The organism is Nocardia sp. MH4 (genome assembly GCF_019266065.1).
Classification (GTDB): Bacteria; Actinomycetota; Actinomycetes; order Mycobacteriales; family Mycobacteriaceae; genus Nocardia; species Nocardia canadensis.
Map to the genome: position 1 here is coordinate 1 of NZ_LPNR01000062.1, position 26,864 is coordinate 26,864.

At 67.9% G+C, this 26,864-nt stretch carries 25 protein-coding genes and 1 tRNA gene; 17 read left to right on the forward strand and 9 right to left on the reverse strand.

Going from position 1 to position 26,864, the window contains the following annotated elements; genetic code table 11:
- Window positions 1-1,280 (reverse strand): acyl-CoA dehydrogenase family protein (locus tag ATM97_RS04825; RefSeq protein WP_218716747.1); only part of this gene is annotated, 1,280 nt, incomplete at its 3' end.
- Window positions 1,281-1,512: 232 nt separating this feature from the next.
- Here ATM97_RS04825 and ATM97_RS04830 point away from each other — a divergent pair.
- Both ATM97_RS04830 and ATM97_RS04835 read left to right on the forward strand, forming a co-directional pair.
- Entirely contained in the window at window positions 1,513-2,106 is a 594-nt protein-coding gene (locus ATM97_RS04830; protein WP_218716722.1) for an alpha/beta family hydrolase, read from the forward strand.
- 43 nt (window positions 2,107-2,149) lie between these two features.
- Window positions 2,150-2,614 carry a flavodoxin family protein gene (locus tag ATM97_RS04835; protein ID WP_218716723.1) on the forward strand — a complete coding sequence of 155 codons (465 nt, stop codon included), beginning with the start codon at window positions 2,150-2,152 and terminating at the stop codon, window positions 2,612-2,614.
- On the opposite strand, the gene ATM97_RS04840 is transcribed toward ATM97_RS04835, so the two are convergent.
- From ATM97_RS04840 to ATM97_RS04850, 3 genes are all read right to left on the reverse strand, one after another.
- A complete protein-coding gene (locus tag ATM97_RS04840; RefSeq protein ID WP_255587063.1) occupies window positions 2,594-3,241 on the reverse strand; it encodes a bifunctional 2-polyprenyl-6-hydroxyphenol methylase/3-demethylubiquinol 3-O-methyltransferase UbiG in 648 nt (215 codons plus the stop codon). The genes ATM97_RS04835 and ATM97_RS04840 overlap by 21 nt on opposite strands.
- A 190-nt stretch (window positions 3,242-3,431) precedes the next feature.
- Window positions 3,432-4,538 (reverse strand): DUF4185 domain-containing protein, encoded by a 1,107-nt coding sequence (locus tag ATM97_RS04845; RefSeq protein WP_218716725.1) that lies wholly within the window; start codon window positions 4,536-4,538, stop codon window positions 3,432-3,434.
- 172 nt (window positions 4,539-4,710) lie between these two features.
- Window positions 4,711-5,457, reverse strand: coding sequence for a crotonase/enoyl-CoA hydratase family protein (locus ATM97_RS04850; RefSeq protein WP_218716726.1), 747 nt, complete (start codon window positions 5,455-5,457; stop codon window positions 4,711-4,713).
- A gap of 124 nt (window positions 5,458-5,581) precedes the next feature.
- Here ATM97_RS04850 and ATM97_RS04855 point away from each other — a divergent pair, with 124 nt between their 5' ends.
- The 8 genes from ATM97_RS04855 (at window position 5,582) to ATM97_RS04890 (ending at window position 12,745) form a co-directional block, all read left to right on the forward strand.
- On the forward strand, window positions 5,582-5,899 hold the full coding sequence (locus ATM97_RS04855) for a hypothetical protein (RefSeq protein WP_218716727.1): 318 nt from the start codon (window positions 5,582-5,584) through the stop codon (window positions 5,897-5,899).
- 89 nt (window positions 5,900-5,988) lie between these two features.
- Complete coding sequence (gene sfnG / locus ATM97_RS04860) at window positions 5,989-7,104, forward strand: dimethylsulfone monooxygenase SfnG (RefSeq protein WP_218716728.1); 1,116 nt, start codon at window positions 5,989-5,991, stop codon at window positions 7,102-7,104.
- Window positions 7,104-8,318: an SfnB family sulfur acquisition oxidoreductase gene (locus tag ATM97_RS04865; RefSeq protein ID WP_218716729.1), complete on the forward strand. Its 1,215-nt coding sequence runs from the start codon at window positions 7,104-7,106 to the stop codon at window positions 8,316-8,318. Before sfnG ends, ATM97_RS04865 begins: the two co-directional genes overlap by 1 nt.
- 32 nt (window positions 8,319-8,350) lie before the next feature.
- A complete protein-coding gene (locus ATM97_RS04870) occupies window positions 8,351-8,869 on the forward strand; it encodes an NADPH-dependent FMN reductase (RefSeq protein WP_218716730.1) in 519 nt (172 codons plus the stop codon).
- Complete coding sequence (locus ATM97_RS04875; RefSeq protein ID WP_218716731.1) at window positions 8,862-9,359, forward strand: flavin reductase family protein; 498 nt, start codon at window positions 8,862-8,864, stop codon at window positions 9,357-9,359. Before ATM97_RS04870 ends, ATM97_RS04875 begins: the two co-directional genes overlap by 8 nt.
- Window positions 9,360-9,619: 260 nt before the next feature.
- Window positions 9,620-10,261, forward strand: coding sequence for a DUF4145 domain-containing protein (locus tag ATM97_RS34195; RefSeq protein ID WP_255587065.1), 642 nt, complete (start codon window positions 9,620-9,622; stop codon window positions 10,259-10,261).
- Window positions 10,262-10,735: 474 nt separating this feature from the next.
- Window positions 10,736-11,611, forward strand: coding sequence for a hypothetical protein (locus ATM97_RS04885; protein WP_218716732.1), 876 nt, complete (start codon window positions 10,736-10,738; stop codon window positions 11,609-11,611).
- A gap of 540 nt (window positions 11,612-12,151) precedes the next feature.
- On the forward strand, window positions 12,152-12,745 hold the full coding sequence (locus ATM97_RS04890) for a hypothetical protein (RefSeq protein WP_218716733.1): 594 nt from the start codon (window positions 12,152-12,154) through the stop codon (window positions 12,743-12,745).
- Window positions 12,746-12,936: 191 nt separating this feature from the next.
- Here the strand turns inward: ATM97_RS04890 and ATM97_RS04895 are convergent.
- A tRNA-Gly gene (locus ATM97_RS04895) sits at window positions 12,937-13,007 on the reverse strand.
- A 294-nt stretch (window positions 13,008-13,301) separates the two neighbouring features.
- On the opposite strand from ATM97_RS04895, the gene ATM97_RS04900 reads away from it, so the two are divergent.
- Window positions 13,302-13,775 carry a hypothetical protein gene (locus ATM97_RS04900; RefSeq protein WP_218716753.1) on the forward strand — a complete coding sequence of 158 codons (474 nt, stop codon included), beginning with the start codon at window positions 13,302-13,304 and terminating at the stop codon, window positions 13,773-13,775.
- A gap of 129 nt (window positions 13,776-13,904) precedes the next feature.
- Window positions 13,905-14,504 carry a dCTP deaminase gene (gene dcd / locus ATM97_RS04905; protein WP_218716734.1) on the forward strand — a complete coding sequence of 200 codons (600 nt, stop codon included), beginning with the start codon at window positions 13,905-13,907 and terminating at the stop codon, window positions 14,502-14,504.
- Here dcd and ATM97_RS04910 read toward each other — a convergent pair.
- Window positions 14,417-14,929, reverse strand: coding sequence for a hypothetical protein (locus ATM97_RS04910; RefSeq protein ID WP_308248375.1), 513 nt, complete (start codon window positions 14,927-14,929; stop codon window positions 14,417-14,419). The two genes, dcd and ATM97_RS04910, sit on opposite strands and share 88 nt — an antisense overlap.
- A gap of 202 nt (window positions 14,930-15,131) precedes the next feature.
- On the opposite strand from ATM97_RS04910, the gene ATM97_RS04915 reads away from it, so the two are divergent.
- The 3 genes from ATM97_RS04915 (at window position 15,132) to ATM97_RS04925 (ending at window position 19,322) form a co-directional block, all read left to right on the forward strand.
- The gene (locus ATM97_RS04915) at window positions 15,132-16,394 is read left to right on the forward strand and encodes a DNA-binding transcriptional regulator (protein ID WP_218716735.1); all 1,263 of its coding nucleotides are present in this window, start codon (window positions 15,132-15,134) and stop codon (window positions 16,392-16,394) included.
- Window positions 16,391-17,662, forward strand: a complete 1,272-nt coding sequence (locus ATM97_RS04920) for a pyridoxal phosphate-dependent aminotransferase (protein ID WP_255587067.1) — start codon at window positions 16,391-16,393, stop codon at window positions 17,660-17,662. The genes ATM97_RS04915 and ATM97_RS04920 overlap by 4 nt, the downstream gene beginning before the upstream one ends.
- A gap of 382 nt (window positions 17,663-18,044) precedes the next feature.
- Window positions 18,045-19,322 (forward strand): YibE/F family protein, encoded by a 1,278-nt coding sequence (locus ATM97_RS04925; RefSeq protein ID WP_218716736.1) that lies wholly within the window; start codon window positions 18,045-18,047, stop codon window positions 19,320-19,322.
- Between the two features lie 3 nt (window positions 19,323-19,325).
- On the opposite strand, the gene ATM97_RS04930 is transcribed toward ATM97_RS04925, so the two are convergent.
- Both ATM97_RS04930 and ATM97_RS04935 read right to left on the reverse strand, forming a co-directional pair.
- Entirely contained in the window at window positions 19,326-20,570 is a 1,245-nt protein-coding gene (locus ATM97_RS04930) for an Hsp70 family protein (RefSeq protein ID WP_255587069.1), read from the reverse strand.
- 204 nt (window positions 20,571-20,774) lie between these two features.
- Window positions 20,775-22,097, reverse strand: coding sequence for a UDP-glucose/GDP-mannose dehydrogenase family protein (locus ATM97_RS04935; protein WP_218716738.1), 1,323 nt, complete (start codon window positions 22,095-22,097; stop codon window positions 20,775-20,777).
- 231 nt (window positions 22,098-22,328) lie between these two features.
- On the opposite strand from ATM97_RS04935, the gene ATM97_RS04940 reads away from it, so the two are divergent.
- Window positions 22,329-22,853: a YdcF family protein gene (locus tag ATM97_RS04940; RefSeq protein WP_218716739.1), complete on the forward strand. Its 525-nt coding sequence runs from the start codon at window positions 22,329-22,331 to the stop codon at window positions 22,851-22,853.
- Between the two features lie 349 nt (window positions 22,854-23,202).
- Window positions 23,203-23,466, forward strand: a complete 264-nt coding sequence (locus ATM97_RS34200; protein ID WP_308248376.1) for a calcium-binding protein — start codon at window positions 23,203-23,205, stop codon at window positions 23,464-23,466.
- A gap of 104 nt (window positions 23,467-23,570) precedes the next feature.
- Here ATM97_RS34200 and ATM97_RS04950 read toward each other — a convergent pair whose 3' ends face one another.
- Window positions 23,571-26,768 (reverse strand): (Fe-S)-binding protein, encoded by a 3,198-nt coding sequence (locus ATM97_RS04950; RefSeq protein WP_218716740.1) that lies wholly within the window; start codon window positions 26,766-26,768, stop codon window positions 23,571-23,573.
- Between the last annotated feature and the right edge of the window lie 96 nt (window positions 26,769-26,864).

Sequence of the window (26,864 nt, forward strand, 5' to 3'; positions counted from 1 at the left end):
AAGCCGGAGCCACCGAAGGTCTGCAGCGAGTCGGTCAGGTACTGGTAGGCGCGCTCGGAGCCGACACCCTTGACGATCGGCAGCAGCAGGTCGTTCACGCGGAACGCGACGTCCTTGTCCGCACCCGAGACCGCGGCGGCGATCTCTTCGGTCTGGTGGGCGGCGGTGTAGAGGTAGATCGCGCGCAGGCCCTCGGCGTAGGCCTTCTGCATGGCCAGCGAACGACGCACGTCCGGGTGGTGGGTGATGGTCACGCGGGGCGCGGCCTTGTCGGTCATCTGGGTCAGGTCGGCACCCTGGACGCGGGTCTTGGCGTACTCGAGGGCGTTCAGGTAACCGGTCGACAGGGTCGCGATGGCCTTGGTGCCGACCATCATGCGAGCGTTCTCGATGACGTCGAACATCTGCGCGATGCCGTTGTGGATCTCGCCGACCAGCCAGCCCTTGGCGGGAATGCCGTGGCCGCCGAAGGTGACCTCACAGGTGGCCGAGGCCTTGATGCCCATCTTGTGCTCGACGTTGGTGACGAACACACCGTTGCGGTCACCGTAGGTCTCGGTCTCGAAGTCGAAGTGGATCTTCGGGACGTAGAACAGCGACAGGCCCTTGGTGCCCGGTCCGGCGCCCTCGGGGCGAGCCAGCACCAGGTGCATGATGTTCTCGAACAGGTCGTCGGAGTCACCCGAGGTGATGAAGCGCTTGACGCCCTCGATGTGCCACGAGCCGTCTTCCTGCTTGATCGCCTTGGTGCGGCCCGCGCCGACGTCGGAGCCGGCGTCCGGCTCGGTCAGCACCATGGTGGCGCCCCAGTTGCGGTCGGCGATCTTGGCGGCCCACTGCTTCTGCTCGTCGGTGCCGTTGTTGAAGAAGACCTGGGCGAAGCCCGCGCCGGCGGCGTACATCTGGATGGGCGGGTTGGCGCCGAGCACCATCTCCGACAGGGCCCAGGTGATGGCGGACGGGGCGTTCAGGCCGCCGAGCTCCTCGACGACGCCGACCTTGGCCCACTCGCCCTCTTCGAGCGCCTTGTAGGACTTCTTGAAGGACTCGGGCAGGGTGACCGAGTGGGTGTTCGGGTCGAAGGTGGGCGGGTTGCGGTCGGCGTCGGCGAACGACTCGGCCAGCGGACCCTCGGCCAGACGACGGACCTCGGAGAGCATTTCCTTGACGGTGTCGGTGTCCAGGTCACCGAAGGTGCCCGCATCGAGCAGCTTGTCGATGCCGAGGACCTCGAAGAGGTTGAACTCGAGGTCGCGAACGTTTGCCTTGTAGTGGCCCATGTGAGTACTCACTCTCCGTTGAGTTCTGGTGCGGTCGGTTGTCTGCCGTTCCCGCCCTGTGACGTCCACCGGGGTAGCCTTACCGGTTTTCCGCATGCTACTCGCGGGTAACTTATGGACCATATTACCGGTGAGTAATCGTCTCGGCAAAGGGCTGGGGAGCAATGTGACGTGAAAAACACGCATGGGCGCCGAAACGTTGCTCGCCGCGGCGGCGGGGCTACCGTGAGGTGTGCGCATCGAGACGAGTTCCGGGCCCGCCGAGATCGAGCTCGACGAGGTTGCCGACCCGGCCTTCCTGCTGGTGATCACGCACGGCGCCGGCGGCGGTGTCGACGCGAAAGACATTCTGGCAGTGCGTGATTCGGCGATCGAGTCGGGCGGTGCGGTGGCCAGGGTGGTGCAGCCGTACCGGGTGGCCGGGCGCCGGGCGCCGGGGTCGGCGGACAAGCAGGACGAGGCCTGGCGCGAGATCGTCGCCGCGCTGCGGGCCCGGTTTGCCGGGGTGCCGGTTGTCCAGGGGGGTCGCAGCAACGGAGCGCGGGTGGCGTGTCGCACCGCCGTCGCCGTCGGCGCGCGCGGGGTGATCGCGCTGTCGTTCCCGTTGCATCCGCCAGGGAAGCCGGACAAGAGCAGGCGTGCGGAGCTGCTCGCTCCCGGTGACATCGAGGTCGTGGTGATCAACGGCGGCAGCGACCCGTTCGGGGTGCCCGATCCCGCCGATGCCGCCGAGGTGAAAGTGATCCCCAAGCAGGCGCATTCGTTCCGCACCGGATTCGACGTGATCGCCGCGACAGTCGAACCCTGGTTCGCCCGCTGGCGCTAGGCTGCTTCGCGCAAGCACGCTTCGATCGAGGCAGGGGGCAGTCATGAAGGCGCTCATCGTGTGCACGTCCAAGTCGCACGGCAATACCAGGAAGGTCGCCGACACCATCGGCTCGGTGCTCGACGCGCGGGTGGTCGACCCGTCGGAGATCACCGCGGCCGACCTCGCCGACCACGACCTCGTCGGCTTCGGGTCGGGGGTGTACTGGATGGCGCTGGACGCCCGGCTGCGCGAGTTCGTCGACGCGCTGCCCGCCGGAGCGGGTCGCGAGGCGTTCGTCTTCGCCACCAGCGGGCTGCCCGAGCCGCGTTTCCGCCCCTACCTGCGCAATCTCGGCGACCAGCTCACCGACAAGGGCTTCGAGGTGGTGGGCGGGTTCGCCTGCCGCGGGCTCGACACGATGGGGCCGCTCGCACTGGTCGGCGGGCTGAACAAGGGCCGCCCCAGCGCCGACGACCTGAGCTCGGCGCGGAGTTTCGCCGAGCAGCTACGCGGCCGGTTCGCCTGATTCCGGCAGGTCCCGTTCGGCCAGGACCAGCGCGTCGATCGCGTCGGGACCCTCGGTGGGCCGCAGCACCGCGTCGGCGATGCGGATGGTGATGTGCTCGCCCGCCGCGCCCAGTTCGGCGCGGATGTCGTCGGGAGTGAACAGGATGGCCGGGTTCTGCGGGCCGCCGTAGCCGTCGGTCAGGTTCCTGGTGTCGTGCCCGAGCACGAGCAGCACGCCGCCGGGGGAGAGCATGCCTGCCAGTTCACGCAGCAGGGCGCCGCGCTGCTCGGCGGGCAGGTGCACGAAGACCATCAGGATCAGCTCGTACGGTCCGGTGATCCCCGCCCCGGCCAGGTCGGTGATGTCGGCGCACTGCCAGTTCACCCGCGAGCGCACCGAGCGCGACAGTCGCGCCGCGACCGTGCGGCCCTTGTCGATGCCCACCTGGGAGAAGTCGACGGCGTCGATCTGCCAGCCGTGCGTGGCCAGCCACAGGGCGTGGCGGCCCTCGCCGCAGGCCAGGTCGAGCGCGCGGGGCAGCGCGGGCGCGGTGCCGCCCGGTTCGTCGGGTCGCAGCTGGATCCGGCGATCGAGGCCGTAGACGTACTCGACCACCGTGCTGTTCGGCGGTGCGCCCCAGATCAATTCACTCTGGGCATACCGAGCGTCCCATTCCGCCGCCGATCCGCCTCCCCGCGACGTCTGGCCGGATCCAGGTGCGTCACCGGCTGTCGATGCGGCCGGCGGTTGATCGGTGGTCATGTCAGCCCGTCCCCGGTGAGTTACCCATGTGCTTGCCAGACCTATGGTGCCAGGTCTTCAGGCTCTCCAGGTCTCAGAGCCGGGTACGCATCAACACGACGTTGTACTGGGTGTGGATGGTGGTCATGAAGTAGAGGTCGCGGCCGGTCTGGTACGGGAAGATCGACGGCGCGTAGGCGGTGGGGAGCTCGCGGGCGTCGATCAGCACCTCCGGCGCGCTCCACGGGCCCTCGGGGGAGGACGCGCGGCGCATGACCACGGAGTTGAACGGGTCGGTGGTCAGCGAGACGAACTGGCCGAGGTACTCGTTGTACATCACCGACAGCTCGCCGACGCCGCCCATGATCGGGGCCGCCGCGTTCACGTCGTTGAGCTTCCACCCGCTGCCGTCCCAGTACTCGTAGGCGCCGAGGTTCTCGATCTGGGCTTCCGGCACGCGCGCGACGAACGCGTCGTTGTTGCGGCCCGAACGGGTGCCGTACTCGTAGACGAAACCGCCGTCCTTGAGGAAAGCGTTCATCTGGAAGTTGGCGTTGCCGCCCTCGTCGGGGCGCCGGGTGTGGCCGAGATCGGCCCAGGTCTCGCCGTTGTCGGCGGAGGCGGCCAGGCCGGAGAAGCTGGTGGTCCACTCGCCGGGGGCGTCCCAGGTCTTCACCGACATCATCGACAGGTACTGCACGCCGTTGGCCGAGATGCCCGCCGTCGGGATGCGGCTGATCTCCAGGAACGGGATCTTCGGGCTGGGGATGAGGTCGCGCGCCTGGCCGACGACATCGCGCACGACGCTGTCGAAGAAGACGCCGCCGGAGGGGTCCTTGGTATGGCTGCGGACCAGGATGTTCGAGCGCCACGCCCAGGTGCTGCCCGCCAGCAGGTTCGGGAAGCCGATGCCCGCGGTGTCGCCGAAGGCGGTCAGCATCTCGCCGCGGCCGTTGTCCCACATGATGCCGAGGTCGGTGCCGAGGACGTTGTAGTTCTGCGTGTTGTTCGGGCTCGCCATGCCGGTGACCTGGAAGACGGCCTGCGTGCGCCCGTGCAGGGCGGGCAGGCCGTTGGTTCCGTTGAGCACCGGGATGGGGTTGATGGCGTTGGGATTCGCCACGGCGGGCGTCGCTCCGCTCACCAGCATGGCCGTCGCTCCGGCGAACGCGGCAAGCAGGATGGAACCGGTCTTCTTCACGGTCGTCGGAGCCTCCGGGTCACGCCGAAAATCGAGACCGCTTCAGGTTCACCTGTGTCGCGGACCACATTTCGACTGTTGGGCGAATCGCAGCGATGCTAACAGTCGATCGGAGTGGCGTGTGGTACATCGACTCGTGGGTTGGCATGAACAAATTCTCAGTTGCCTGTCGCTAACTACGATTCAGGGCCTTACGCAGGAGCAATGGCACCTGGGCCGCGCGTTCGGCGGCGAACGTGGCGCGCGGATTTCGGTGCCAGGACCGGTCGAAGAGGCGCTTGGCGGCGGCGACCGCGCGCGGATCGCGGCCGGTGATCCGGTCGGCGAGGGCGGCGGCCGCGGCCTGCGGGTCCTCGGCGACCTCGGTGACGAGGCCGATCCGGGCGGCCTGGGCGGCGTCGATCGGGTCGGCGGTCATGGTCAGCAGCATGGCCTGGTCTATGCCGATGAGCTGCGACAATGTCGCCGCGCCCGACATGTCCGGGATCAGGCCGTGGGCGGCTTCCATCACCGAGAACTCCGCCGTCGGCGCCGCGATGCGGAAGTCGGCGGCCAGTGCGAGTTGCAGGCCGCCGCCGTAGCAGCGGCCGTGCACCGCGGCGATCACCGGCACGTCGAGACGGCGCCAGGCCCAGCAGGCTTCCTGAAAAGTATTCGTGCCGCGCCACGGTCGCGGGAGAAATTCCCGAACGATAGCCAATGGATCGCGGGTGGCCGCCGCGATATCGAGTCCGCTACTGAAACTCGGTCCGTTGCCGCTGACAATGACGACCCGGGTTTCTTTGTGCTCGGCCACTTTTCGCGCCGCGGCGACGAGATCGCGGAGCATTTCCAGGGTCAGTCCGTTGTGTTTGCCCGGTCGATTCAAGGTGATATATGCGCGGTCGCTCTCGAAGCGCGCGGTGAGGTGGTCTCCCATGGGCTCACCTTACTCGTGAGTCAGTTCCGGGTGGGTGGGACGGTGTGGCCCTCGCGGCGGCGGTGCGGCATGATCCTCCACGGCTGCGCATCGGCCGATGCGCAGCGATCGAGAGGACTCGAGAGTGCGGATCTGTTTGCTCGCCGCGGCGCTGATCGCCGTGCCGGTGCTATCTGCTTGCGGAGGCGGCGACGAGGCGCCCGCGGTCACCCAGGCGGAGCTGTCGAAGTCGCTGCAGGACAAGGGGTTGACCAACCCGGAGCTGGCCGACTGCGCGGCACAGGTCTTCCTCGATTCGGGGATGTCGCAGGACGGGCTGCGGGTAATGGTGTCCAACGCGCAGTCCGGTGATCCGGCCAAGCTGCTCGGCAAGGATGACGCGGCCAAGGTGGGCGCCGCGCAGTCGAAGATCGCGGAGAGCTGCGTGCACCTGGGCCGCTGAGCCGCGGGCCGTATCGATCGCGGCGATTCAAACTCTCGTCGGGTCTCCACGCCGGTGTTGCACTGGAAACCCCGACGAGAGGAGCCGCTATGACAACGGAGAGAATCGCCGACCAGGTCTCGTTCGCCTACTGGGTCCCCAACGTCAGCGGGGGGCTGGTGACCAGCGATATCGAGCAGCGCACCGGCTGGGACTTCGAATACAACAAGAAGCTCGCCCAGACGGCGGAGCGCAACGGGTTCGAGTACGCGCTCTCGCAGGTCCGCTACACCGCCTCCTATGGCGCGGAGTACCAGCACGAGTCGACCTCGTTCAGCCTCGCGCTGCTCGGGGCGACCGAGCGGCTGAAGGTGATCGCCGCGGTCCATCCCGGACTGTGGCATCCGGCCGTGCTGGCCAAGTTCGGCGCGACGGCCGACCATCTCTCCGGTGGGCGGTTCGCGATCAACGTCGTGTCCGGCTGGTTCGCCGGTGAGTTCCAGGCGCTGGGCGAGCCGTGGCTCGAGCACGACGAAAGATACCGGCGCAGCGCCGAATTCCTCGAGGTGATCCGCAAGATCTGGACCGAGGACGCGGTGAACTACGGTGGCGACTTCTACCGCATCCGCGATTTCACCCTCAAACCCAAGCCGCTCAACACTCCCGAACGGCCGAATCCCGAACTGTTCCAGGGCGGCAACTCCACCGCGGCGCGCCGCAACGGCGGCCGCTACGCCGACTGGTACTTCTCCAACGGCAAGGACTTCGACGGCGTCACCGAGCAATTGGACGATCTGCGAGCGGTCGCCAGGGACAACGACCGCGAGGTGAAGTTCGGGCTCAACGGCTTCATCATCGCCCGCGACACCGAGAAGGAAGCCCGCGACACCCTGCGCGAGATCGTCGAGAAGGCGAACAAGCCCGCGGTGCAGGGGTTCCGCGACGCCGTGCAACAGGCGGGCGCGTCGACCGCCGACCGCAAGGGCATGTGGGCCGACTCCACCTTCGAGGATCTGGTCCAGTACAACGACGGGTTCCGCACCGGGCTGATCGGCACGCCCGAGCAGATCGCGGAGCGGATCGTGGCCTACCGGGCGCTCGGCGTCGACCTCATCCTGGCCGGGTTCCTGCACTTCCAGGAGGAGATCGAGTACTTCGGCGCCAAGGTCCTGCCGCTGGTGCGTGAGCTGGAGGCCGCCGCGACCCCGGTCGCGGCGGGACGCTGATGACGGTGGTGACCGCCGCGCGGATCACCACCGCCGCACAGGCATTGGCGATCGCCACCGAACTCGCCGCCGACTTCGCGCAGGGCGCGGCCGAGCGTGATCACACGCGCAGGCTGCCGCACGAGGAACTGGACCAGCTCTCGGCCAGCGGACTGCTGGCGATCACGGTGCCGGCGGCCTTCGGCGGCGCCGACCTGCCGCCGAGCGTGGTCGCCGAGGTCTTCCGGATCCTGGCGACCGCCGATCCGAATATCGCGCAGGTGCCGCACAGCCACTTCGTGTATCTGAACCTGTTGCGGCTGGCCGGAACTCCCGCGCAGCAGCGCGAGTACTTCGGGCGGGTGCTCGCCGGCGCGCGCATCGCGAACGCGCAGTCCGAACGGGGCGGTGCCACCGTCGCCGACATCGCCACGACGGTGCGTCCCGTCGACGGGCGGTTCGTGGTCGAGGGCACCAAGTACTACTGCACCGGGTCGCTGTTCGCCGATGTGCTCGCCGTGCTGGCCAGACTCGATGATCCGCACGGCGTTTCGGGGCTGGCGGCAGGGGAGTACGTGGCCTTCGTCGCCGCACTGGAGCCCGGTGTGCGCATCGTCGACGACTGGGACGCGCTGGGGCAGCGCACGACCGGCAGTGGGACCGTCGAGTTCGACGCGGTGACCGTGGCCGCCGACCAGCTGGTGGCCCGCGCCGCCGCGGTGCACGCGCCGACCGGCTACGGCGCCTTCGCCCAGCTGCTGCATGCCGCGATCGACGCGGGCATCGCGCGGGGCGCGCTGGAAGCCGCCGCCGAGTTCGTGCGCACGCGGAGCAGGCCGTGGTTCGAAGCCGAGGTCGACCGAGCGATCGACGATCCGCTGGTGGTGCAGCGCTTCGGCGAGCTGGCCGTGTCGGTGGCGGCGGCGGAATCCGCGCTGGTCGTCGCCGGTGCGGCGGTCGACGGGGCGATCCGCGGCGAGCACCAGGACGACGCCGCGCGGGCATCGATCGCGGTCGCGACCGCCAAGATCCTCGCCGACCGCGCTGCGAACGAGGTGTCGGCGGCGATATTCGAAGTGGGCGGGACGCGCAGCGCCGCGGCCGGGCATCGGCTCGATCGCTTCTGGCGCAACGCGCGCACCCACACTCTGCACGACCCGGTGCGCTGGAAATACCAGCACATCGGCAGGGCGGTGCTGCAGGACCGGCCGCCGCCGCTGCACGGCGTCATCTGAGCACGGACGAATGGCAGAGTGAGGAAAATCCAGTGACAGTGACCGTCGTCGTCGGCAATCCGAAACCGGCGTCTCGCACCTCGGCCGCGGCCGTCCGGGTCGCCGAGGCGTTGCGCCCCGGCGTCGAGCCGGACGTGATCGATCTCGTGACCCTCGGGCCCGGCCTGCTCGGCTGGGGTGATCCCGAGGTCGCCGCGGCCGCGCGCGCCGTGGCCGCCTCGGAGCTGGTCGTCTTCGCCAGTCCGACCTTCAAGGCCACCTACACCGGGCTGCTGAAACTGTTCCTCGAGCAGTTCGACGGCGGCACCGGGCTGGCCGGGGTGATCACCGTGCCGGTGATGCTCGGCGCGGGGCCCGCCCACGCGCTCGCCCCGGATCTGCTGCTCAAGCCGGTCCTGGTGGAAATCGGCGGGACCGCGGCGCTGCCGGGGCTGTATCTCGCCGATCGTAGCTTCGCCGAGGACGGCGTCATCGAGGCCTACGCCCAGCGCTGGGCGCCTGTCGTCGCGGCACTGATCGAACAGCCGGTGGAGGCAACGAATCATGCGTGAGCTCTTGGACTTTCCCGCCGACGGCAGCGGCTTGCGCCGCGCCTTCGCCAACTTCCCCAGCGGGGTCGTCGCGGTGTGCGCGGAGATCGACGGCACCCCGCACGGTCTGGCGGTGAGCACCTTCGTGCCGGTCTCCCTCGACCCGCCGCTGGTCTCGTTCTGCGTGCAGAACTCCTCCTCGACCTGGCCGAAACTGGCCGCTGCCGGCCACCTCGGCCTCAGCCTGCTCGGCACCGACCAGCAGGCGGCGGCCAAGGCCCTCGGCGCCCGCAACGGCGACCGCTTCCGCGGGACCGCCCTGCACCGCGGCACCGGCGAAGCGGTCTTCATCGACGGCGCCACCGCGTGGATCGAAGGCGTCCCGGAAACCCACGTCCCCGCGGGCGACCACCTCGTCGTCCTCCTGCGCGTCAACCGCGTCGCCGCCCGCGAAGACCTCGACCCACTGGTCTTCCACGGCAGCAAGTTCCGCACCCTGCACACGGGCTGACCACACCGACGACGACGAAGGCCCCGGATCAGATGATCCGGGGCCTTCGCCGCAAGAGCCGATGACGGGAATCGAACCCGCGCTGTCTGCATGCGAAGTAGGCGAATAGTCGGGAATGATGGTCTGACCTGGGATGGCGGTTGCGCGCCGTGTACCAGATTTGCCTCTGTTGACGCTGGTTTATGACACGTGTGTGGCACGGCGAGCATCTCGATGACAACTGATTCCACTCGGCGTCGACCGGGAGTACGGTGTGCGGCATGGCAAATCGCGTCTGTTGGAAGTGCGGCGCAGTCGCCCACATGGATCGCCTCGATACGCACTGGCTGGTGCGCGACGCGCAGGGCGTCTATCTGAACTTCGCCGTCTTCCGGTGCGCATCATGCCAATGGGGTGTCATCGGGACGCTGGAAGGCTCAGGTATACAGCCGCCCTACTTTGATACGGCCAAGGCTGCAGCTTCTATCGAGTGGTATCCGAAACAGGCAATGAGCAAGGCTTTTCCGGATGTGCCGATCCAGATCGGTGCCGCAGCCGGAGAGGCAACCGGATGCTTCAGTGTGGAGCACTACCGGGCGGCTGTGATCCTCGCCCGGGCCGTTGTTGAAGCCACAGCGAAAGACAAGGGATTCACCAAGGGAACCCTTGCCGACAAGATCGACGCGATGCAAGCCGCAGGTCGGATTCGACCGCACACCAAGGACGCCGCTCACGAAATCCGGTACATGGGTAACGACATGGCTCATGGCGACTTCGCCACGACGATCGAGAAGGACGAAGCCGACGACGTCCTGAACTTCATGAGCGAGATCCTCGAAGAGATCTACCAAGGGCCAGCAAGAGTGGATCGGCAGCGGGCCGCTCGATTGGCGAAGAAGGCACCAGTACAAGCTGGTCCGTAGACCGACTACATGACCAGCATCGATCTGGCCCACCGCGGTTGGTGTCGGCCGATTCGGGCTCTGTGTGTCTCGCGCGGGAAGGCGCCCAGATGGACGGCGGGGCCCAGACTTTTCAATACCAGTAGAAGAGCTCGTGTCCGCTGGCGATCTGCCGACGTCCGTACCCCTCCGTGAAGTGGTGAAATGCTTCCGTGGGTCCGGAGCCGGTTCAGTCCAGCGCCCATTGCGCAGATAGAGCCGGTGCGACGATTCGCGCATGTGTTCGATTATTCACCGGCTTCTCGACGGATGCGATCCGGCCTTAGCCAAGCCCGTAGGTCGCTACGAAACTCGACGGAACCGTTTCTGTCCGGCAACGTCTAACCAGGCCGCGACTGAAGGTCGCGCAAACTAACCGGTAGGTAACTAGTAGGCCTGCTCGGGGAATTCACCGAAGGACGTCCAATCGGCTATTTCGCTGATATCCTCTGATCCATGGCAATCTACCGGAAACCTTCGAAATCTTTGCACAAAAGTTTCTTCTACCTCAATGACGAAATTGTCGTGAACTCGCTTTCCGCGTTGGAAGCTGGAAAGGTGGACGAGGTTATATCCAAGGCTGTTGTCGCCCGAGAAGGCGGTGGTTCGTTGGGTGCGAATCTGGGCGTGGGGCCCCTTGGGGCGAAGGCTGAGGGGTTGAAGAAAGGCTCCTCGAGTCTTGAGGAAGAGATGACCCGGACCCGGACCCGCTTCTCTATTTTTCACTCCTGGTACGACCTGCTGGAGCAGCAAAAAGCGCTAGGGATCTTCGAGGGATGGGGGGAAGGGGCGCTCGTCGATGTGCAACCGGGCGACACTGTCGTGTTGCGCGCTGAGCTTGAGATTCTGTCTATGTATGGCCTGGTGGGGATGTTTCAATGGTTTGCGGAGAAGGCTGCCGAGCAGGGCCATCCCTTTTCTCAGAAGGGGCCGGAGCTCAAGTCCACAAAAGACACGGCGCGACTGATGAAGATGTTTGTAGGCGGCGAAGGGAACGAATATGTCGGACTCCTCGCTATACCCGAGGGGGACGCGGGTCCCACGGTAGGAATGCGCGTGAGCGAGGAATGGATTGTCGGCGACTTGAGTTCAGTCACCGGCTACTACACGGTAGTTGCTCAAGTTCAGAAAATAGTAAACGAGGGCGACTGGTTCCCTATGATGCGTCTGGTCTCTGGCGCTCCGGTCACCACAGTCGAGAGAGATACAATTCGCGAGATGCTTCAAAGCTTCGTAGACCCGGCAGCTGCATTCGAGCTTCCTGTTAGCAAATATGACGGAGAGGTGCAAGGGCCAGCTGTTTGGCTGGAGCCGATCGCCATCTACCGCTGATCGGTAGCTGATAGGGGCTGTACCACCGCCGCTGTACTAGTCGCAGTGGCGGCTGATTCGGGATCGATGGCGGGAGGCAAGCCGGGTACGGATCACGTCGTGCCCAGCACTGCACCGACACCTGCGCCTGTCGCCCAACTACCGAGGATTCCGTTCAGCAATTCGGTGCACCTGGGGAGCGGCTTGGTGATCGGGACCCATGCCGCGGATTCCGGGTGGACTAGTGACGGTGTGGTGACCGTCTACGCGGTCCGGTAGTCGGGGCCTTACGAGGCAATCGAGCGGAGCTCGTGCGGCAGCACCCTGAGAGTCGGTGAGCTGGTGGCAGTCGATCGGGGGATACGCCGGCAGAATCGGGCTCGGAAATTCCGTTCAGCAATCCGCGGCTTGGTCGTCGTACGGCGATGGGTGGTACCCAGCTCGGCACGCTCACCACGCCGATGGTTCGGCAATGGCGATCCGAACGGCTCGACGCCGGTGCCTCGGAGATCACGACAGCGAAGGCGTACCGGCTGGTCCGAGCGGCGTTGAACACCCGCCGTGGATGAGGACAACATCATTGCGCGTAATCCGTTCTGCGTGAAGGACGCCGACAAGGAGGACAGGCCAGAACGTCCGGTGTTGTCCGTGGCCCAGGTGTTCGCGCTCGCCCATGCGATCCCGGAGCGGTATCGGGTGGTAATCCTGCTGACCTCGTTCCTGTCGCTGCAATGGGGCGAGGCATCCACGCTGACCCGGGCCGACATCACTGACGGCGCGGAGAGTGTGCGAGCCGGCAAGGCGATGGTCGAGGTCGCCGGGCTCGGACTGGTGGTGTCTCGCCCGAAGTCGCGGGCAGGTGTCCGAACGTTGACGGTCCCAGAAGCGATCCGGCCCGACATCCTGGCTCACCTCGAGAAGTACGTCGACAACCGGCCCGATTCCTACGTGTTCACCGGTCTGAGGGGGAATCCGTTGCGACGGTCCAACTTCACCAAGAACGTGAACTGGAAGACGGCCACCAGGTCGGTCGGGCTTGCCGGCATCCACATCCACGACTTGCGGCATACCGCGAACCTGTGGGCCTCGAAGTCGGGATGTCGACCAAGGATCCGATGGCCCGTATGGGCCACGACGATATGCGGGCCGCGCTGATCTACCAGTGGGCAACTGGTGACGCCGAACGTCGCATTGCCAGCGATCCTTCGCAGATGGCCAAGGACTACCGCGACGGACGTTCCAGTGCCTAAGTGGCACGTGTGTGGCACGACGGCCCCTTGGGAGCACCTCGGCCAGACCGGCAGAAACAACAAATCCCCCAGGATGACCTGGGGGATTTGTCTTTGAGCCGATGACGGGAATCGAACCCGCGCTGTCTGCTTGGGAAGCAGAAGTTCTACCATTGAACTACATCGGCGTGCGTTCATCGAGCGCGTTCGCGACTCTATCAGACCGGCTCGTGTGCCGGTCAACTCTTTGTTCGGGCCGGTTCGGGTGGGTGGGTGTCGACCGGTGTTGACGGGTGGTGGGGTGAATACGGGTCGGGTGGGTGGGGTCGCGTTCTACAGTGCGTCGACGGGTCCGCACAGTGGGTCAGCGTTGCGTGCGGGGTCGGTCTTGCCGCGGGGTGCGGCGTAACAGGTTCTCCGGTTCGAGGTTTCGGCTCGGTGTCGCCGGGTCGGGTGGGCCGGGACGACGAAAGGCTGACTGAATGAAGCGGGTTCTGTTCGTATCGGTGATCGCGGCGCTGGCCGTGCTCGGGGCGGGCTGCTCCGACGACTCCGGGTCCGAGACCGGGACCACCACCAGCAAGGCCACGACCACCAGCGCGAAGGCGACGACGACCACCGGGTCGGCCGAGCACGACCCCGGCCACGGTGACCCGGGGCATCAGCACCCGGCCACGACGCCGCCGGGCATGATGCCCAACCCGAACGGGGACGGGACCTGGGTGCCGTGTGAGGGCACGATCTGCACCAATCCGAATCACGGCGCCGGGCCGGACGGGGGCGGCGAGACCGCCCCGCCGCCGGTCGAGACCACCAGTCCGGCGCCGCTGACCGGGCCCGGCGACATCGTCAACCCGACCACCACGCCGCCGCCGATGGGACCGGGTGACCTCGTCAACCCGACGACACAGGCGCCGCCGAGCGGGCCGGGCGGCATCGTCCAGCCGACGCCGTAGCTTTCCGGCGGATACCGGCCGGTGGCCTCGGCGACGTCGGCGATTCGCCGGGGCCATCGGCTCCCGTTGGTCCTGCCCAAGAGGGTGGGGGCGGTCTACCTGCGGCATCAGGCTGCTTAGACTGGGCGCGTGCTGCTCTCCGATCGTGACATCCGGGCCGAGATCGCCGCTGGGCGTCTCGGTGTCGAACCGATGCTGGATTCGATGGTGCAGCCGTCGAGCATCGACGTGCGCCTGGACGGGTTGTTCCGGGTGTTCGACAACAGTCGCTACACCCACATCGACCCGGCCATGCAGCAGGACGAGCTGACCAGCCTGGTCGAGCCCAAGCCGGGCGAGCCGTTCGTGCTGCATCCGGGCGAGTTCGTGCTCGGGTCCACGCTCGAGGTGTGCTCGCTGCCCGACGACCTGGCCGGACGCCTGGAAGGCAAGTCGAGCCTGGGCAGGCTCGGGCTGCTCACCCACTCGACGGCGGGGTTCATCGACCCGGGGTTCAGCGGGCACATCACCCTGGAGCTGTCGAACGTGGCGAACCTGCCGATCACGCTGTGGCCGGGCATGAAGATCGGGCAGCTGTGCCTGATCCGGCTGAGCAGCCCGGCCGAGCACCCGTACGGCAGCGCCGCGGCCGGCTCGAAGTATCAGGGGCAGCGTGGGCCGACGCCGTCGCGGTCGTATCTCAACTTCCCGTTGCCGCCCGCCTCGCTCAACGCCGTCGAGACCCGCTGAGGGGTCACCGACAGGGCGAGGTGCAGCACCAGCGACAGCGGCGGCAGCACGTCGTCGCGGCTGGGCGGACGCACCCAGTGACAGCCCTCGCGGCTCCACCGGCCCAGGCTGGTCGGCAGCATGACCGCGCTGCCGATGCCTGGGATATCGATGTCGAGGCCGGCCAGCTCGGTGACCACCTCGGCGGGCGGCCGGGCATCGGGTTCGGTGAGCAGGCTCCAGCGGATCTGCCGGGCCAGCACCGGACCGGCCCGGCGTTGCTCCCGTAAGGTCTCGAGCACCGACTCGGCGCGCGTGGTCGGCAGGTGCACCACGCAGAGCCGATCGGTGATCGGCAGCATCACGAAGCCACCACGCTCGCGAACGGGTAGCCCGAATTCGCGCTGGTAGCAAGACACCCAGTCGTCGACAGTTCTGGCTTCCACCCTTCCAGGATGGTCCCTGCGCGTGCGCGCGACCACTGCCCCGCACCGCCCTTTCACTGCCTCAGGCAACCGATTCCGTGAAGATGTGGCGTGTCTCACTGTCGCACTCGTACTCTGGGAGCAGTAGTCCATCGGATGAGGTGACGCCGTGGTCGGGGAGTGGACAGGCAGAGAGGCCAGAGCTCTTCGCGATGCCAAACGAATGAGCATCCGGGAGTTCGCGGCTCATCTCGGCGTGCATGAACGACTGGTCTCGAAGTGGGAGGCCGGTGGCGCACGCGTGCGCCCACGGCCGGTGAACCAAGCCGCGCTCGACACGTCGCTGGCCCGGTCCGACGACGTGGTCCGCGCACGTTTCTCTACCCTTTTGGCGCCCACCGGCGCCGACGCCGACCTGCTCGCTTTCGTCGACGCCGGTGCGATCAAAGGCGCTGTGCCCGAGGTGATGTCGGAGAGGGAGTTGATCATGGCGGCTGCGCACGAGGCGAGCGAGCACGCGGCTGCCGCGGAGAGCACGAATGTCGGCGCGACGACGCTGGCCCAGCTCGACGCCGACGTCCGGCGCATCGCCAACGAATACGTGCACGCCGCGCCTGCGCCCATGATGGTCGAGATGCTGCGGGTGCGGCGGCGGGTGTACCGACTACTCGACGGGCAGCAGAAGCCCGGCGACACCAGTCATCTCTACCTGCTCGCCGGCACCCTGTCGGGGCTGATGGCCAACGCCAGCACCGACCTGGGGTACCTCGACGCCGCGGGCGAACAGATCAGGGCCGCTTGGGCATACGCCGAACTCAGCGGCCACAACGGCTTACGCGCGTGGACCCGCGGCATGCACGCGCTGATCGAGAACTGGTCGGATCGGCCGCGCAACGCGGTCCAATTGGCGCGCAGCGGACAGGAATTCGCCGGGCAGGGCCTGGCTCGGGTCCGGCTGCTCAACATCGAGGCCAGGGTGTGGGCGCGGCTGGGCAGCGACACCGAGACCGACCGCTGCCTGCGCGCCGCCGAGGCGGTGGTGAGCGACCGGCGCGACGAGCTGCACGACGAGATCGGCGGCGTGTTCGGCTTCGGCGCGCCGAAGGCCGCGTACTACGCGGGCGCCACCTGCATCCAGCTCGGTCGGGCCGAACAGGCGCTGGCCGCCACCGAACGGGCCATCACCCTGTACTCCAGCGGACCCGCCCTGCAGCGCTCCTACGGCGCCGAATCGCTGGCGCGGGTCGACAACGCCGCGGCCCACCTCATCAACGGCAGTATCGACGGCGCCGCCGACGCCCTGCGCCCGGTGCTGGGGTTGCCCGAGGATCGCCGCATCGCCCAGCTCGGCGAGCGGTTGACCGGGGTGCGGCGGCGGATCGCCGCGCCCGCCTATCGCGACGCCTTCGAGGCCCGCCAGCTCGACGAGCGGATCGAGGAATTCTGCGGCGCCACCGCCGCCGCGGGCCTGCCACCAGGCAGATGAGGGCGGATGGCACCATTGGTCGGGTGAGTCCTCAATCGCCGCATGTGCCGCCGCGCGTTCTCGAGCAGTCGAAGAAACTGCAGGACGTGGTCTACGAGATCCGTGGGCCGGTACACGCACACGCGGCGCGTTTGGAGGCCGAGGGCCACCGCATCCTCAAGCTGAACATCGGCAATCCGGCCCCGTTCGGGTTCGAAGCGCCCGATGTGATCATGCGCGACATGATCGCGGCGCTGCCGTACGCGCAGGGGTATTCCGAGTCCAAGGGCATCCTGTCGGCCCGGCGCGCGATCGTCACCCGCTACGAGCTGGTGCCCGGTTTCCCCGAGCTCGACGTCGACGACGTCTACCTGGGCAACGGCGTCTCCGAGCTGATCACCGTCACCATGCAGGCGCTGCTCGACAACGGCGACGAGGTGCTGATCCCGGCGCCCGACTACCCGCTGTGGACGGCCATGACCAGCCTGGCCGGTGGTACCCCGGTGCACTACCTGTGCGACGAGGCCAACGGCTGGCAGCCCGATATCGCCGATATCGAATCGAAGATCACCGACAAGACCAAGGCCCTGCTGGTGATCAACCCGAACAACCCGACGGGGGCGGTGTACTCGGCGGAGGTGCTGCAGCAGATCGTCGACCTGGCGCGCAAGCATCGCCTGCTGCTGCTGGCCGACGAGATCTACGACAAGATCCTCTACGACGACGCCAAGCACATCTCGCTGGCCTCGCTCGCGCCCGATCTGCTGTGCCTGACGTTCAACGGCCTGTCCAAGGCGTACCGGGTGGCCGGGTATCGGTCCGGCTGGCTGGCCATCACCGGGCCCAAGGAGCACGCGGCCGGCTTCCTCGAGGGCATCGACCTGCTCGCTTCGTCCCGACTGTGCCCGAACGTGCCCGCCCAGCACGCGATCCAGGTGGCGCTCGGCGGCCACCAGAGCATCGAGGACCTGATCCTGCCCGGTGGGCGGCTGCTCGAGCAGCGCGACGTGGCCTGGGAGCGGCTCAACATGATCCCCGGTGTGTCGTGTGTGAAGCCGCGCGGCGCGCTGTACGCGTTCCCGCGTCTGGATCCGAACGTGCACGAGATCCACGACGACGGGAAGCTCGTGCTCGATCTGTTGTTGCAGGAGAAGATCCTGATGGTGCAGGGCACCGGGTTCAATTGGCCCGACACCGATCACCTGCGGATCGTGACCCTGCCGTGGGCGCGGGATCTGGCGGTGGCGATCGAGCGGTTCGGCAATTTCCTCGCCAGTTACCGTCAGTGAGTCCTCACCCCGCGAGGCTGTGACCAGTGAGTTCGCGGGGCCTGGGCAACCTGGTCATCCGTATAGATTGACCAAAACAGACTCCGGGTTCGGAATCTTGCAGTTTTTGAAGAGCTACTAGTGCAAAAGTCCAACTTTTGTGTACAGTAGTCCTCGGCGCTTCGGCGCCCGGCCCGGTTGTCTACCCCCCCTGGACAACCGAGAGCCTCAGGTAAGCGCGCCTACCCCCCTGGGCGCCTGCCTGCGGGCGGCGGAGACATCCCCCTGCTCTCCGCCGCCCCCACAAACAGCCCGCCTCCCCGCGAACTTTGGCCAGACCAAGGCGCGGGGAGGCTTTTGTCTGCGAGTCGTTCTTGAAAACGACATCCTTTAAGCTTTGCCGGTGAGCGATCATCATCATCACCATCACCACGATCACTCGGGGCCCATCGCCATCGGGGCTACCGCGGCGAAGGTCGTGGTGGGGCTGCTCGGGGTGATCGGGGTGATCGTGCTGGTTGCGACCGCGATCTTGTGGCCGAGCGCGCAGCATGTCGAGATTCCGTTGCCGATGCAGACCGTGTCGGGTGGCGCGGTGCACACCGAGGCCGGGACCGTCGTGCTACAGGACATCGGGCCGTGCGGTAGCCCGTCGAACGGGAAGGTGTTCACGGGGCAGCCGATCGAGCCGCGTGCCGCCTCCTACACCTGTCAGCGCAGCGTGATCGACATCCGCTCCGGGCCCGACGAGGGCAAGAAGACGCTGTTCGAAATCGCGCCGGGCCCCGGGCAACCCGACCTGCGCGCCGGCGACGAGATCCGGATCGTGCGCGCGGCCGACCCCAGCGGCACGACCATGTACGCGTTCGAGGACTACTCGCGCGGGCTGCCGCTGCTGGTGATCGTGCTCGCGTTCGTCATCGTCATCTGTGTGGTCGCGCGGTGGCGGGGGTTCCGGGCACTGCTCGGCCTGGTATTCGCGTTCGCCGTCGTCGTCATGTTCCTGCTGCCCGCGCTGCTCGACGGCAAGCCCGCGATTCCGGTCGCGCTGGTCTCGGGCGCGCTGATCCTCTACGTGGTGCTCTACCTCGCGCACGGGGTGAATCTGCGGACCAGTTCCGCGCTGCTCGGCACGCTCGCCTCGATGCTCGTCGCGGCGTTGCTGTCCTGGGTGGCGCTCGAGATCACCAACCTCACCGGCCTGTCCGAAGAACAGAACACCAACGTGGCCACCTATATCCAGCACGTCAGCATCACCGGGCTGCTGCTGGCCGGCTTCATCATCGGCTCGCTCGGTGTGCTCAACGACGTCACCATCACCCAGGCCTCGGCGGCGTTCGAGCTCGCCGCGCTCGACGAAGACGCGTCTCGCGGGGAGATCTTCACCGCGGCCATGCGGGTCGGGCGCGACCACATCGCCAGCACCGTCTACACCCTGGTGCTCGCCTACGCCGGTGGCGCGCTGCCGCTGCTGCTGCTGTTCAGCATCGCCGGGCGGTCCATCACCGACGTGCTCACCGGCGACGCCGTCGCCATCGAGATCGCGCGGTCGGCGGTCGGCGGTATCGCGCTGGCCCTGTCGGTGCCGCTGACCACCCTCATCGCGGTGCTGCTGGCCCGGCCCTTCGGCGCCAAGCCGGTCGCCGCGCCGCCGCAGCGGGCCCGGCACGCCAGGAACTGAGCGCTACTGCCCCGGCGGCGGGAAGCCGGGCAACACCACCGGCGGCAACGTCGGGACGACGATCGGTGGCAGGCCCGGCACCACGGTGATGGTGTTGGGGCCCTGCGACGGCGGCGCCGAGGTGGTCGGTTGCGAGTTCTGCTGGATCACCGGCGGCGCGGCCACCGTCGCGTGCACGGCGTCGGTGGTCGTCGCGGGCGCCGAGGACGGGCCCGCCAGGGTCGGACGCGGCGCGCTCGACTCGGGCACGGCCTGGGAGCCGTCACTGGAATTGCCGCGTTCGAGCACCTCGGGGCCGTACCCGAGCCCGAGGCCGATCGCGGCGACCACCACCAGGGAACTCACCGTCAGCACCGCGGCGTTCAGCTCCCGGCGGTTGTGGCCGTTGCGGCTGGTCAGCGAGCTCAGCGGTCGGCGACGGCGCGCGGGCGCGGTCAGCCATGCCGGGGTCGCGTCGTCGATCTCGGTCATCGGGGCGGGCGGGGGACCGGCAGGCGCCTGCTGGACCTGCGCGGGCCGCGCGAGCAGCGCGGCACCACGGGCCAGCGCGGTCTCCGGCTCGGCGGGCACGATCACCGGCACGCCGATCGTGCGTTCCAGCACCCGGGCGATCAACGGGATCCGGGCGCCACCGCCGATCACCATGATCGCCTGCACCGGATGCTGCGCGCGGATGATGACATCGCGCGTCATCCGCGCCGACGACTCGATCGCCAGCATCATCAGCGCTTCGAAGTTCTCCTGGGTGAGCAGCACCAGGCCCTGCTCACTGGGCAGCGCGACCGCGTTCGTGCTCGACAACTGCTCCTTGGCCGCCCGGCACAGCGCGTCCAGCTCGGCCAAGCCCACCGGGTCGGCCGGATGCGCGATACGGCCCGAGGCGATCTGCTGCTCCCGGATCAGCGAATCCAGGTAGTCGCCGCTGATGTCGCTGATCCGCTCGCACTGGTAGACGTCGCTGGTGCGGGCGTTGACCACGCTCACCGTCAGCCCCGAACTGCCCAGGTCGTAGACCGCCAGCGCGGAGACCTCGCGCATATCGGTGGTCGCGTGCGCGAAATGCACGGCGGCGACCGCTTCGGGAACCAGCTGATAGTTGGTGAGCTGACGCCGCGCCATCGCGGCCCGGATGGCCCTGGCCTGCGGTTCGCTGCGGAAGGTCACCGTGGTGGCCGCGACCTCGGGAGCCGCGGCCAGCGTCGCGGCGATCGCGTCGGCGGCCGATTCCTCGGCCTGGTGCTCCGGCATCGAAATGGTGTGCAGCTCGAACGAATACGGGGGGACGAAGCCGTGGGGACCACCGTGCTGCGGGCGTGCGAGGCGCACTGTGCCGGCCCCCACCGATACTCCCAATACCGCACTCATCAGCTGCCCATCTCGTTCCCTACTGCACGACATGCGGAGCCTGCACACTCGGATCTATGCCCGGCAGCCCCCGCTTGGATCGCCACTCTACGGGGTACCGAGTCCGGCGTACACCCACCCGGCGTCGCGCCAGGTAGCGCGGTCCAGGCAATTGCGACCGTCGATGATCGAACGGGACCGCACCACCGGATCCAGATCGGCGGGGGTCAACGCCGTGAATTCGTTCCACTCGGTCAGGACCAGGACCACGTCGGCGCGATCGCACGCCTCGGCGACCGAAGTGGCGTAGTTCAGCGTCGGGAACACCCGGCGCGAATTCTCCACGGCCTTCGGGTCGTACACGGTGACGACCGCGCCGTGCAGCTGGATCATCCCCGCGACGTTCAGCGCGGGCGAATCGCGTACGTCGTCGGACTCCGGCTTGAACGCGGCGCCGAGGACCGCGACGTTCGCGCCCAGCAGCGAGCCGCCGCAGGCGCGCGCGGCCATGTCGACCACCTTGGTGCGGCGGCGCATGTTGATGTTGTCGACCTCGCGCAGGAACGCCACGGCGTGATCGGCGCCCAGCTCGCCGGAGCGGGCCATGAACGCGCGGATGTCCTTGGGCAGGCAGCCGCCGCCGAAACCCAATCCGGCGTTGAGGAATCGACGACCGATGCGGGCGTCGTAGCCCAGCGCGTCGGCCAGCATCGTCACGTCGGCGCCGGTCGCCTCGCAGACCTCCGAGACCGCGTTGATGAACGAGATCTTGGTGGCCAGGAAGGCGTTCGCCGAGACCTTCACCAGTTCGGCGGTGGCCAGATCGGTGAGCAGGAAGGGGATCTCGGCGGCGATCAGGTCGGCGTAGATCTCGCGGATCTGCTGCTCGACCCACGCCGACCGCTCGCGGGCGTTGTCGATGCCCAGGACCAGGCGGTCCGGGCGCAGGGTGTCCTGCACGGCGAAGCCCTCGCGCAGGAACTCCGGATTCCAGGCCACCTCGACGTCGACGTTCGCCGCCGCGCGTGCCCGTTCGCCCAGGGCCGCGGCGGTTCCCACCGGCACGGTGGACTTGCCGACGATCATCGCCGGGCGCTCCAGCATCGGGGCCAGTGTGTCGACCACGGCGTGGACGTATTTCAGGTCGGCGCCGTACTCGCCCTTCTTCTGTGGCGTGCCGACGCCCAGGAAGTGCACGTCGGCGTGGGCCGCGGCGTCCTCGTAGTCGGTGGTGAACCGCAGGCGGCCCGCGGCGAGGTTGCGTTGCAGCACCTCGTCCAGACCCGGTTCGTAGAACGGCACCACACCGTCGGCCAGCTTGGCCACCTTGCCGGGATCCACATCCACCCCGACCACATCGTGCCCCAGCTCGGCCATACACGCGGCATGCGTGGCCCCCAGGTACCCCGTTCCGAAGACTGTGCATCGCATAGTTCTGTTGGTAAGCGGCGCGCGTGGCTACGCCGCGTCAGTGAGGCAAGAGGGGGCGCAACATCTGGTGTACAGGGGGAGACATCGATCGGCCGTCCGGTCGCGTGGGGCCGCTACCTGCGGTGATGGTGTCCTGCGGGGTGCAAGGTTCGGATCGTGGGTGTGCAGGGTGTTCGCGGGTGTGGACGTGTCATCGGGTCGGGTGGGTGGCGCGTCACTAGCATCGAGCCGGTGCGCCGGCTGTGGTTCCTTCTCGGTGCGCTGCTGCTCGCGGTGCTGGTCGCGGTGGTCGCGCTGTGGCCGGTGTATGTGCGGCCGCGCGTCGACGCGCCGATGCCCGCCGACGCGATCCTGGTCCTCGGCGGCGCGCACGACGGTCGCGAACAGCTCGGCTTGCGGCTGGCCGCCGAGGGGTACGCGCCCCGCGTCCTGATCTCCAACCCCTACGAGCACAGTCCGATGGTCAACCGGATCTGCCACGGCGGCTACCGCTTCGAGGTCATCTGCTTCGACCCCAGTCCCCGCACCACCCTCGGCGAAGGCCGCGCACTGGCCCGCCTCGGCACCGACTGGACTCGCGTCATCGTCGTCACCTTCACGCCCCACATCTCCCGAGCCCGCTACATCCTCGGCAAGTGCTGGCCCGGCGAGCTGCTCTTCGTCGACCCGAAACCCCACCTCTCCCCGGCCCGTTGGGCCTGGGACTACACCTACCAATCCGCGGGCTACGCGAAAGCCTGGTTCGCCGACTGCTGACGCGAATTCGGTTGCCGGCTACTTGCCGGTATCGCCCTTTCGGTTGCGGCAGCGGGGATACGCTCGCGCAGCACTCCTGTCGGGGGGAGCGCGATGGGGCGGTCAGGAGATCGCTCTGACGTCTGCGAGCAGGGGATATCTGAGGATGAATCATGTGACGATGGCCGGCCGAGTGGTCGGTGTAGCCACGGTAGTGCTGGTCGGAGCGACGGGCTGTGCGGTCGAGAGCGCATCGGGAGCGCACACCCCGTCGGCGACCGTGCCGACGACAACGGTCGCGGCAGTCGGCCCCTCGACGGTCGCGCCCGCGCCGACAACGTCTTCGGCGCCACCGGTAGTAGTCCCACCGGTGACCACCGCACCCGCTGCCGCTCCAGCACCTGCGGCGCTGATGCCCGCGGTGGTGTGCATGAATCTGCAAGCAGCGCAGGACACGATCCAGGCCGCGGGTGTGTTCTTCTCTCGCTCCGAGGACGCCAGTGGTCGTGGCCGAGCTCAGGTGATGGACCGCAATTGGGTTGTCGTCGCGCAAGAACCGGCGCCCGGGACGCCGGTCGGAGAGGCGCAAGCAGTGCTGTCCGTGGTGAAGAACGACGAGCCCAGCCAGTGCTGAGAGCTCGCTGCGCTGCCATGGACCGCGTTCGGCAGCGAAGGGCGTGAACGCGAGCGAGGCGCGGATTCCGGGGAATCCGCGCCTCACTCGTGGTTTTTCAGTTGTCAGTTCTTGCGGCCGGGGGCCTTCGCGCCGGACTTGAAGCCGAGGCCGCCGGGCTTGGCGGTCGGCGGGGCCACCGGCTGGGTGCCGTTGCCGTTGCCGTTGCCGTTGGTGGGCTCGGCCGGGGTGGCCGGTTCCGCCGTGGCTTCGGGCTCGGCGGGGGCTGCCGGTTCGGCCGGGGCCGTCGGCTCAGCCGGGGCCGCGGAGGCCGGAGCTGCGGCGCCGGGGGCCTTCGGGCCGGGGCGCTTGAAGCCGGACTTCATGGCCAGGCCCTTGGCGGCGACCGTCGGCTTGGTCTCGGTGGGAGCCGAGGCCGGGGTCGCGGCGGGAGCTTCGGCGGCCGGGGCCGCTTCCGCTGCGGGGGCGGCTTCCGCTGCCGGGGCCGGAGCCGGGGCGGCGGGGGCCTTGGCGCCGGGAGCCTTCGCGCCCGGAGCCTTGGCACCGCCCTTGAGGCCGAGGCCCTTGACCGGCGGGGCGGCCGGTGCGGGCGCGGCTTCGGCGGGTGCGGCGGCTTCGGCGGGAGCGGCCGGAGCCTTCGCGCCGGGGGCCTTCGCGCCGCCCTTCATACCGAGTCCGCCGCCGGGTGCCTTGGCGCCACCCTTCATGCCCAGACCCTTGACCGGGGCCGCGGGAGCCGCGGTCTCGGCGGCAGGCGCCGCTTCGGCTGCCTTCGCGCCCGGAGCCTTCGCGCCGCCCTTCATGCCGAGTCCGCCGCCGGGTGCCTTGGCGCCACCCTTCATGCCCAGACCCTTGGCCGGAGCGGCCTCGGCGGGAGCGGCTTCGGCAGCGGGAGCCTTGGCGCCCGGTGCCTTGGCGGCGCCCTTCATGCCCAGACCGCCGCCGGGGGCCTTCGCGGCGCCCTTCATGCCCAGACCACCGCCGGTCGGCGCGGCCTTCGGGGCGGCCTGCTCGGCCACCTCGGCGACCGGCGCGGGTTCCGGTTCGGGCTCGGGCTCCGGCTCGGCCTTCGGCTCCTGGACGACGAGCAGGTTCGCCGAAAGCTCGGCGGCGTCGACCCGAGTGATCGAGTCGAGCATCAGCTGCGCGACGTCGACGACCTCGACGCCCTCGCCCTGACCCTGCTCCTGACGCGCGGTGACACCGTCGGTGAGCATGACGCGGCAGAACGGGCAGCCGGTCGCGATCTTGGTCGGGTTGGTGGACAGTGCCTCGTCCACGCGGTCGACGTTGATGCGCTTGCCGAGCTGCTCTTCCATCCACATGCGAGCACCACCGGCACCACAGCACATGGACCGCTCGCCGTGCCGCGGCATCTCGACCAGGGTCGAGCCCGATGCCTCCATGAGCTCACGCGGCGCGTTGTAGATCTTGTTGTGCCGACCCAGGTAGCAGGGGTCGTGGTAGGTGATGTTCTGCGACACCGAGGCCACCGGCACCAGCTTCTTCTGCCGCACCAGGCGGTTCAGCAGCTGGGTGTGGTGCACGACCTCGTAGGTGCCGCCGACCTGCGGGTACTCGTTGTTGAGCGCGTTGAAGCAGTGCGCACAGGTGACGACGATCTTCTTCTTCGACTGCTCGACACCCTCGAACACCGAGTTGATGACCTCGATGTTCTGCATGGCCAGCTGCTGGAAGAGGAACTCGTTGCCCGCGCGACGAGCCGAGTCACCGGTGCAGGTCTCCTCGGCGCCGAGCACCATGAACTTGGTGCCCGCGGTGGCGAGCAGCTCGGCGACGGCCTTGGTGGTCTTCTTGGCGCGGTCCTCGTAGGCGCCGGCGCAGCCGACCCAGAACAGGTACTCGTAGCCGTCGAAGCTGTCGGCGTCCTGGCCGAAGACCGGGATATCGAAGTCGACTTCCTTGATCCAGTTGAGGCGGTCCTTGGAGTTCTGGCCCCACGGGTTGCCCTTGTTCTCCAGGTTCTTGAACAGACCGGCCAGCTCGGACGGGAACTCCGACTCGATCAGCACCTGGTAGCGGCGCATGTCGATGATGTGGTCGACGTGCTCGATGTCCACCGGGCACTGCTCGACGCAGGCACCGCAGGTGGTGCAGCTCCACAGCACCTCGGGATCGATGACGCCGTGCACGTCCTCGCCGCCGATCAGCGGGCGCTCGGACTCGGCGCGGGCGGCCTCGGAGATCTTGGCCAGCTTCGCCTCGTCGGGCTTGCCGTCGGCGTCGACCAGACCGATCTCGTCGCCGCCGGGATCCTTGCGGCCACCGGCCAGCAGGTACGGGGCTGCGGCGTAACCGTGGTCGCGCAGCGACATGATCAGCAGCTTGGGCGAGAGCGGCTTACCGGTGTTCCAGGCCGGGCACTGCGACTGGCAGCGACCGCACTCGGTGCAGGTGGTGAAGTCCAGCCAGCCCTTCCAGGAGAAGTCCTCCATGCGGCCGACACCGAGGTTGTCGACATCGGGGTCGACGTTCTCCATGTCGAGGACCTTGCCGTTGGACATCATCGGCTTGGCCGCGCCCAGGGCGACGCTGCCGTCGGCCTCACGCTTGAAGTAGATGTTGAAGAACGCGCTGAAGCGGTGCCAGGCCACACCCCAGGTGATGTTGCGGCCGACCACGAACAGCCAGACCATGCCGGACATCAGCTTGATGAACGCGAAGATCGAGATCAGTGTGACGTTGGCCGGGATGATCTTGGCGATCTGGCCGGTGATCGGGTCGGTCCAGGTGGAGTGTCCGGTCAGCGACAGCACGCCGGCCTTCACCAGCACCATGCCGATGCCCTCGGTGAGCACGACCCACTCGACGAAGTACGCCGGACCGAACTTCGAGCCGCTGAAGCGGGAGAGCCGCGCGGGCAACCGCGGGTGGTTCAGCTGGCGGATGATCATCAGCGTCGCGATGCCGACGACGGTGCCGACGCCGAGGATCTCGTCGCCGAGATGGAACCACCAGGTCTCGCCGATGAACGGCCACGACCAGGTGGGATCGAAGGTCTGCCCATAGGCCATGAACCAGAACTGCGCACCGGCCAGGAAGCCGATCATGACGAGCCAGTGGGCCCAGCCGACGGTGCGGAACTTGTTCATCCGGGTGTGCGCGATGAACTCGACGAGCATGGTCTTGAACCGCGGGAAGAACGGTCGCCACCGGTCCGGAGCGGACTGCCCGATCGTCACGGCCTTGCCGATGTTCCATGCGCCGCCGAGGAACGACGCCCAACAGAACAGGCTGAGCACTGCTCCAATCGTGCCCAACGTGATTGTCAGGGCATTCATGTCGCGACCTTTCTTTAGAGGCAACACGAGGGTCTTGGGTGAGGCGAACTCACCCGGTTGGCTCGTATCGTAACCGGCGCTAAGTTACCGGCCAGT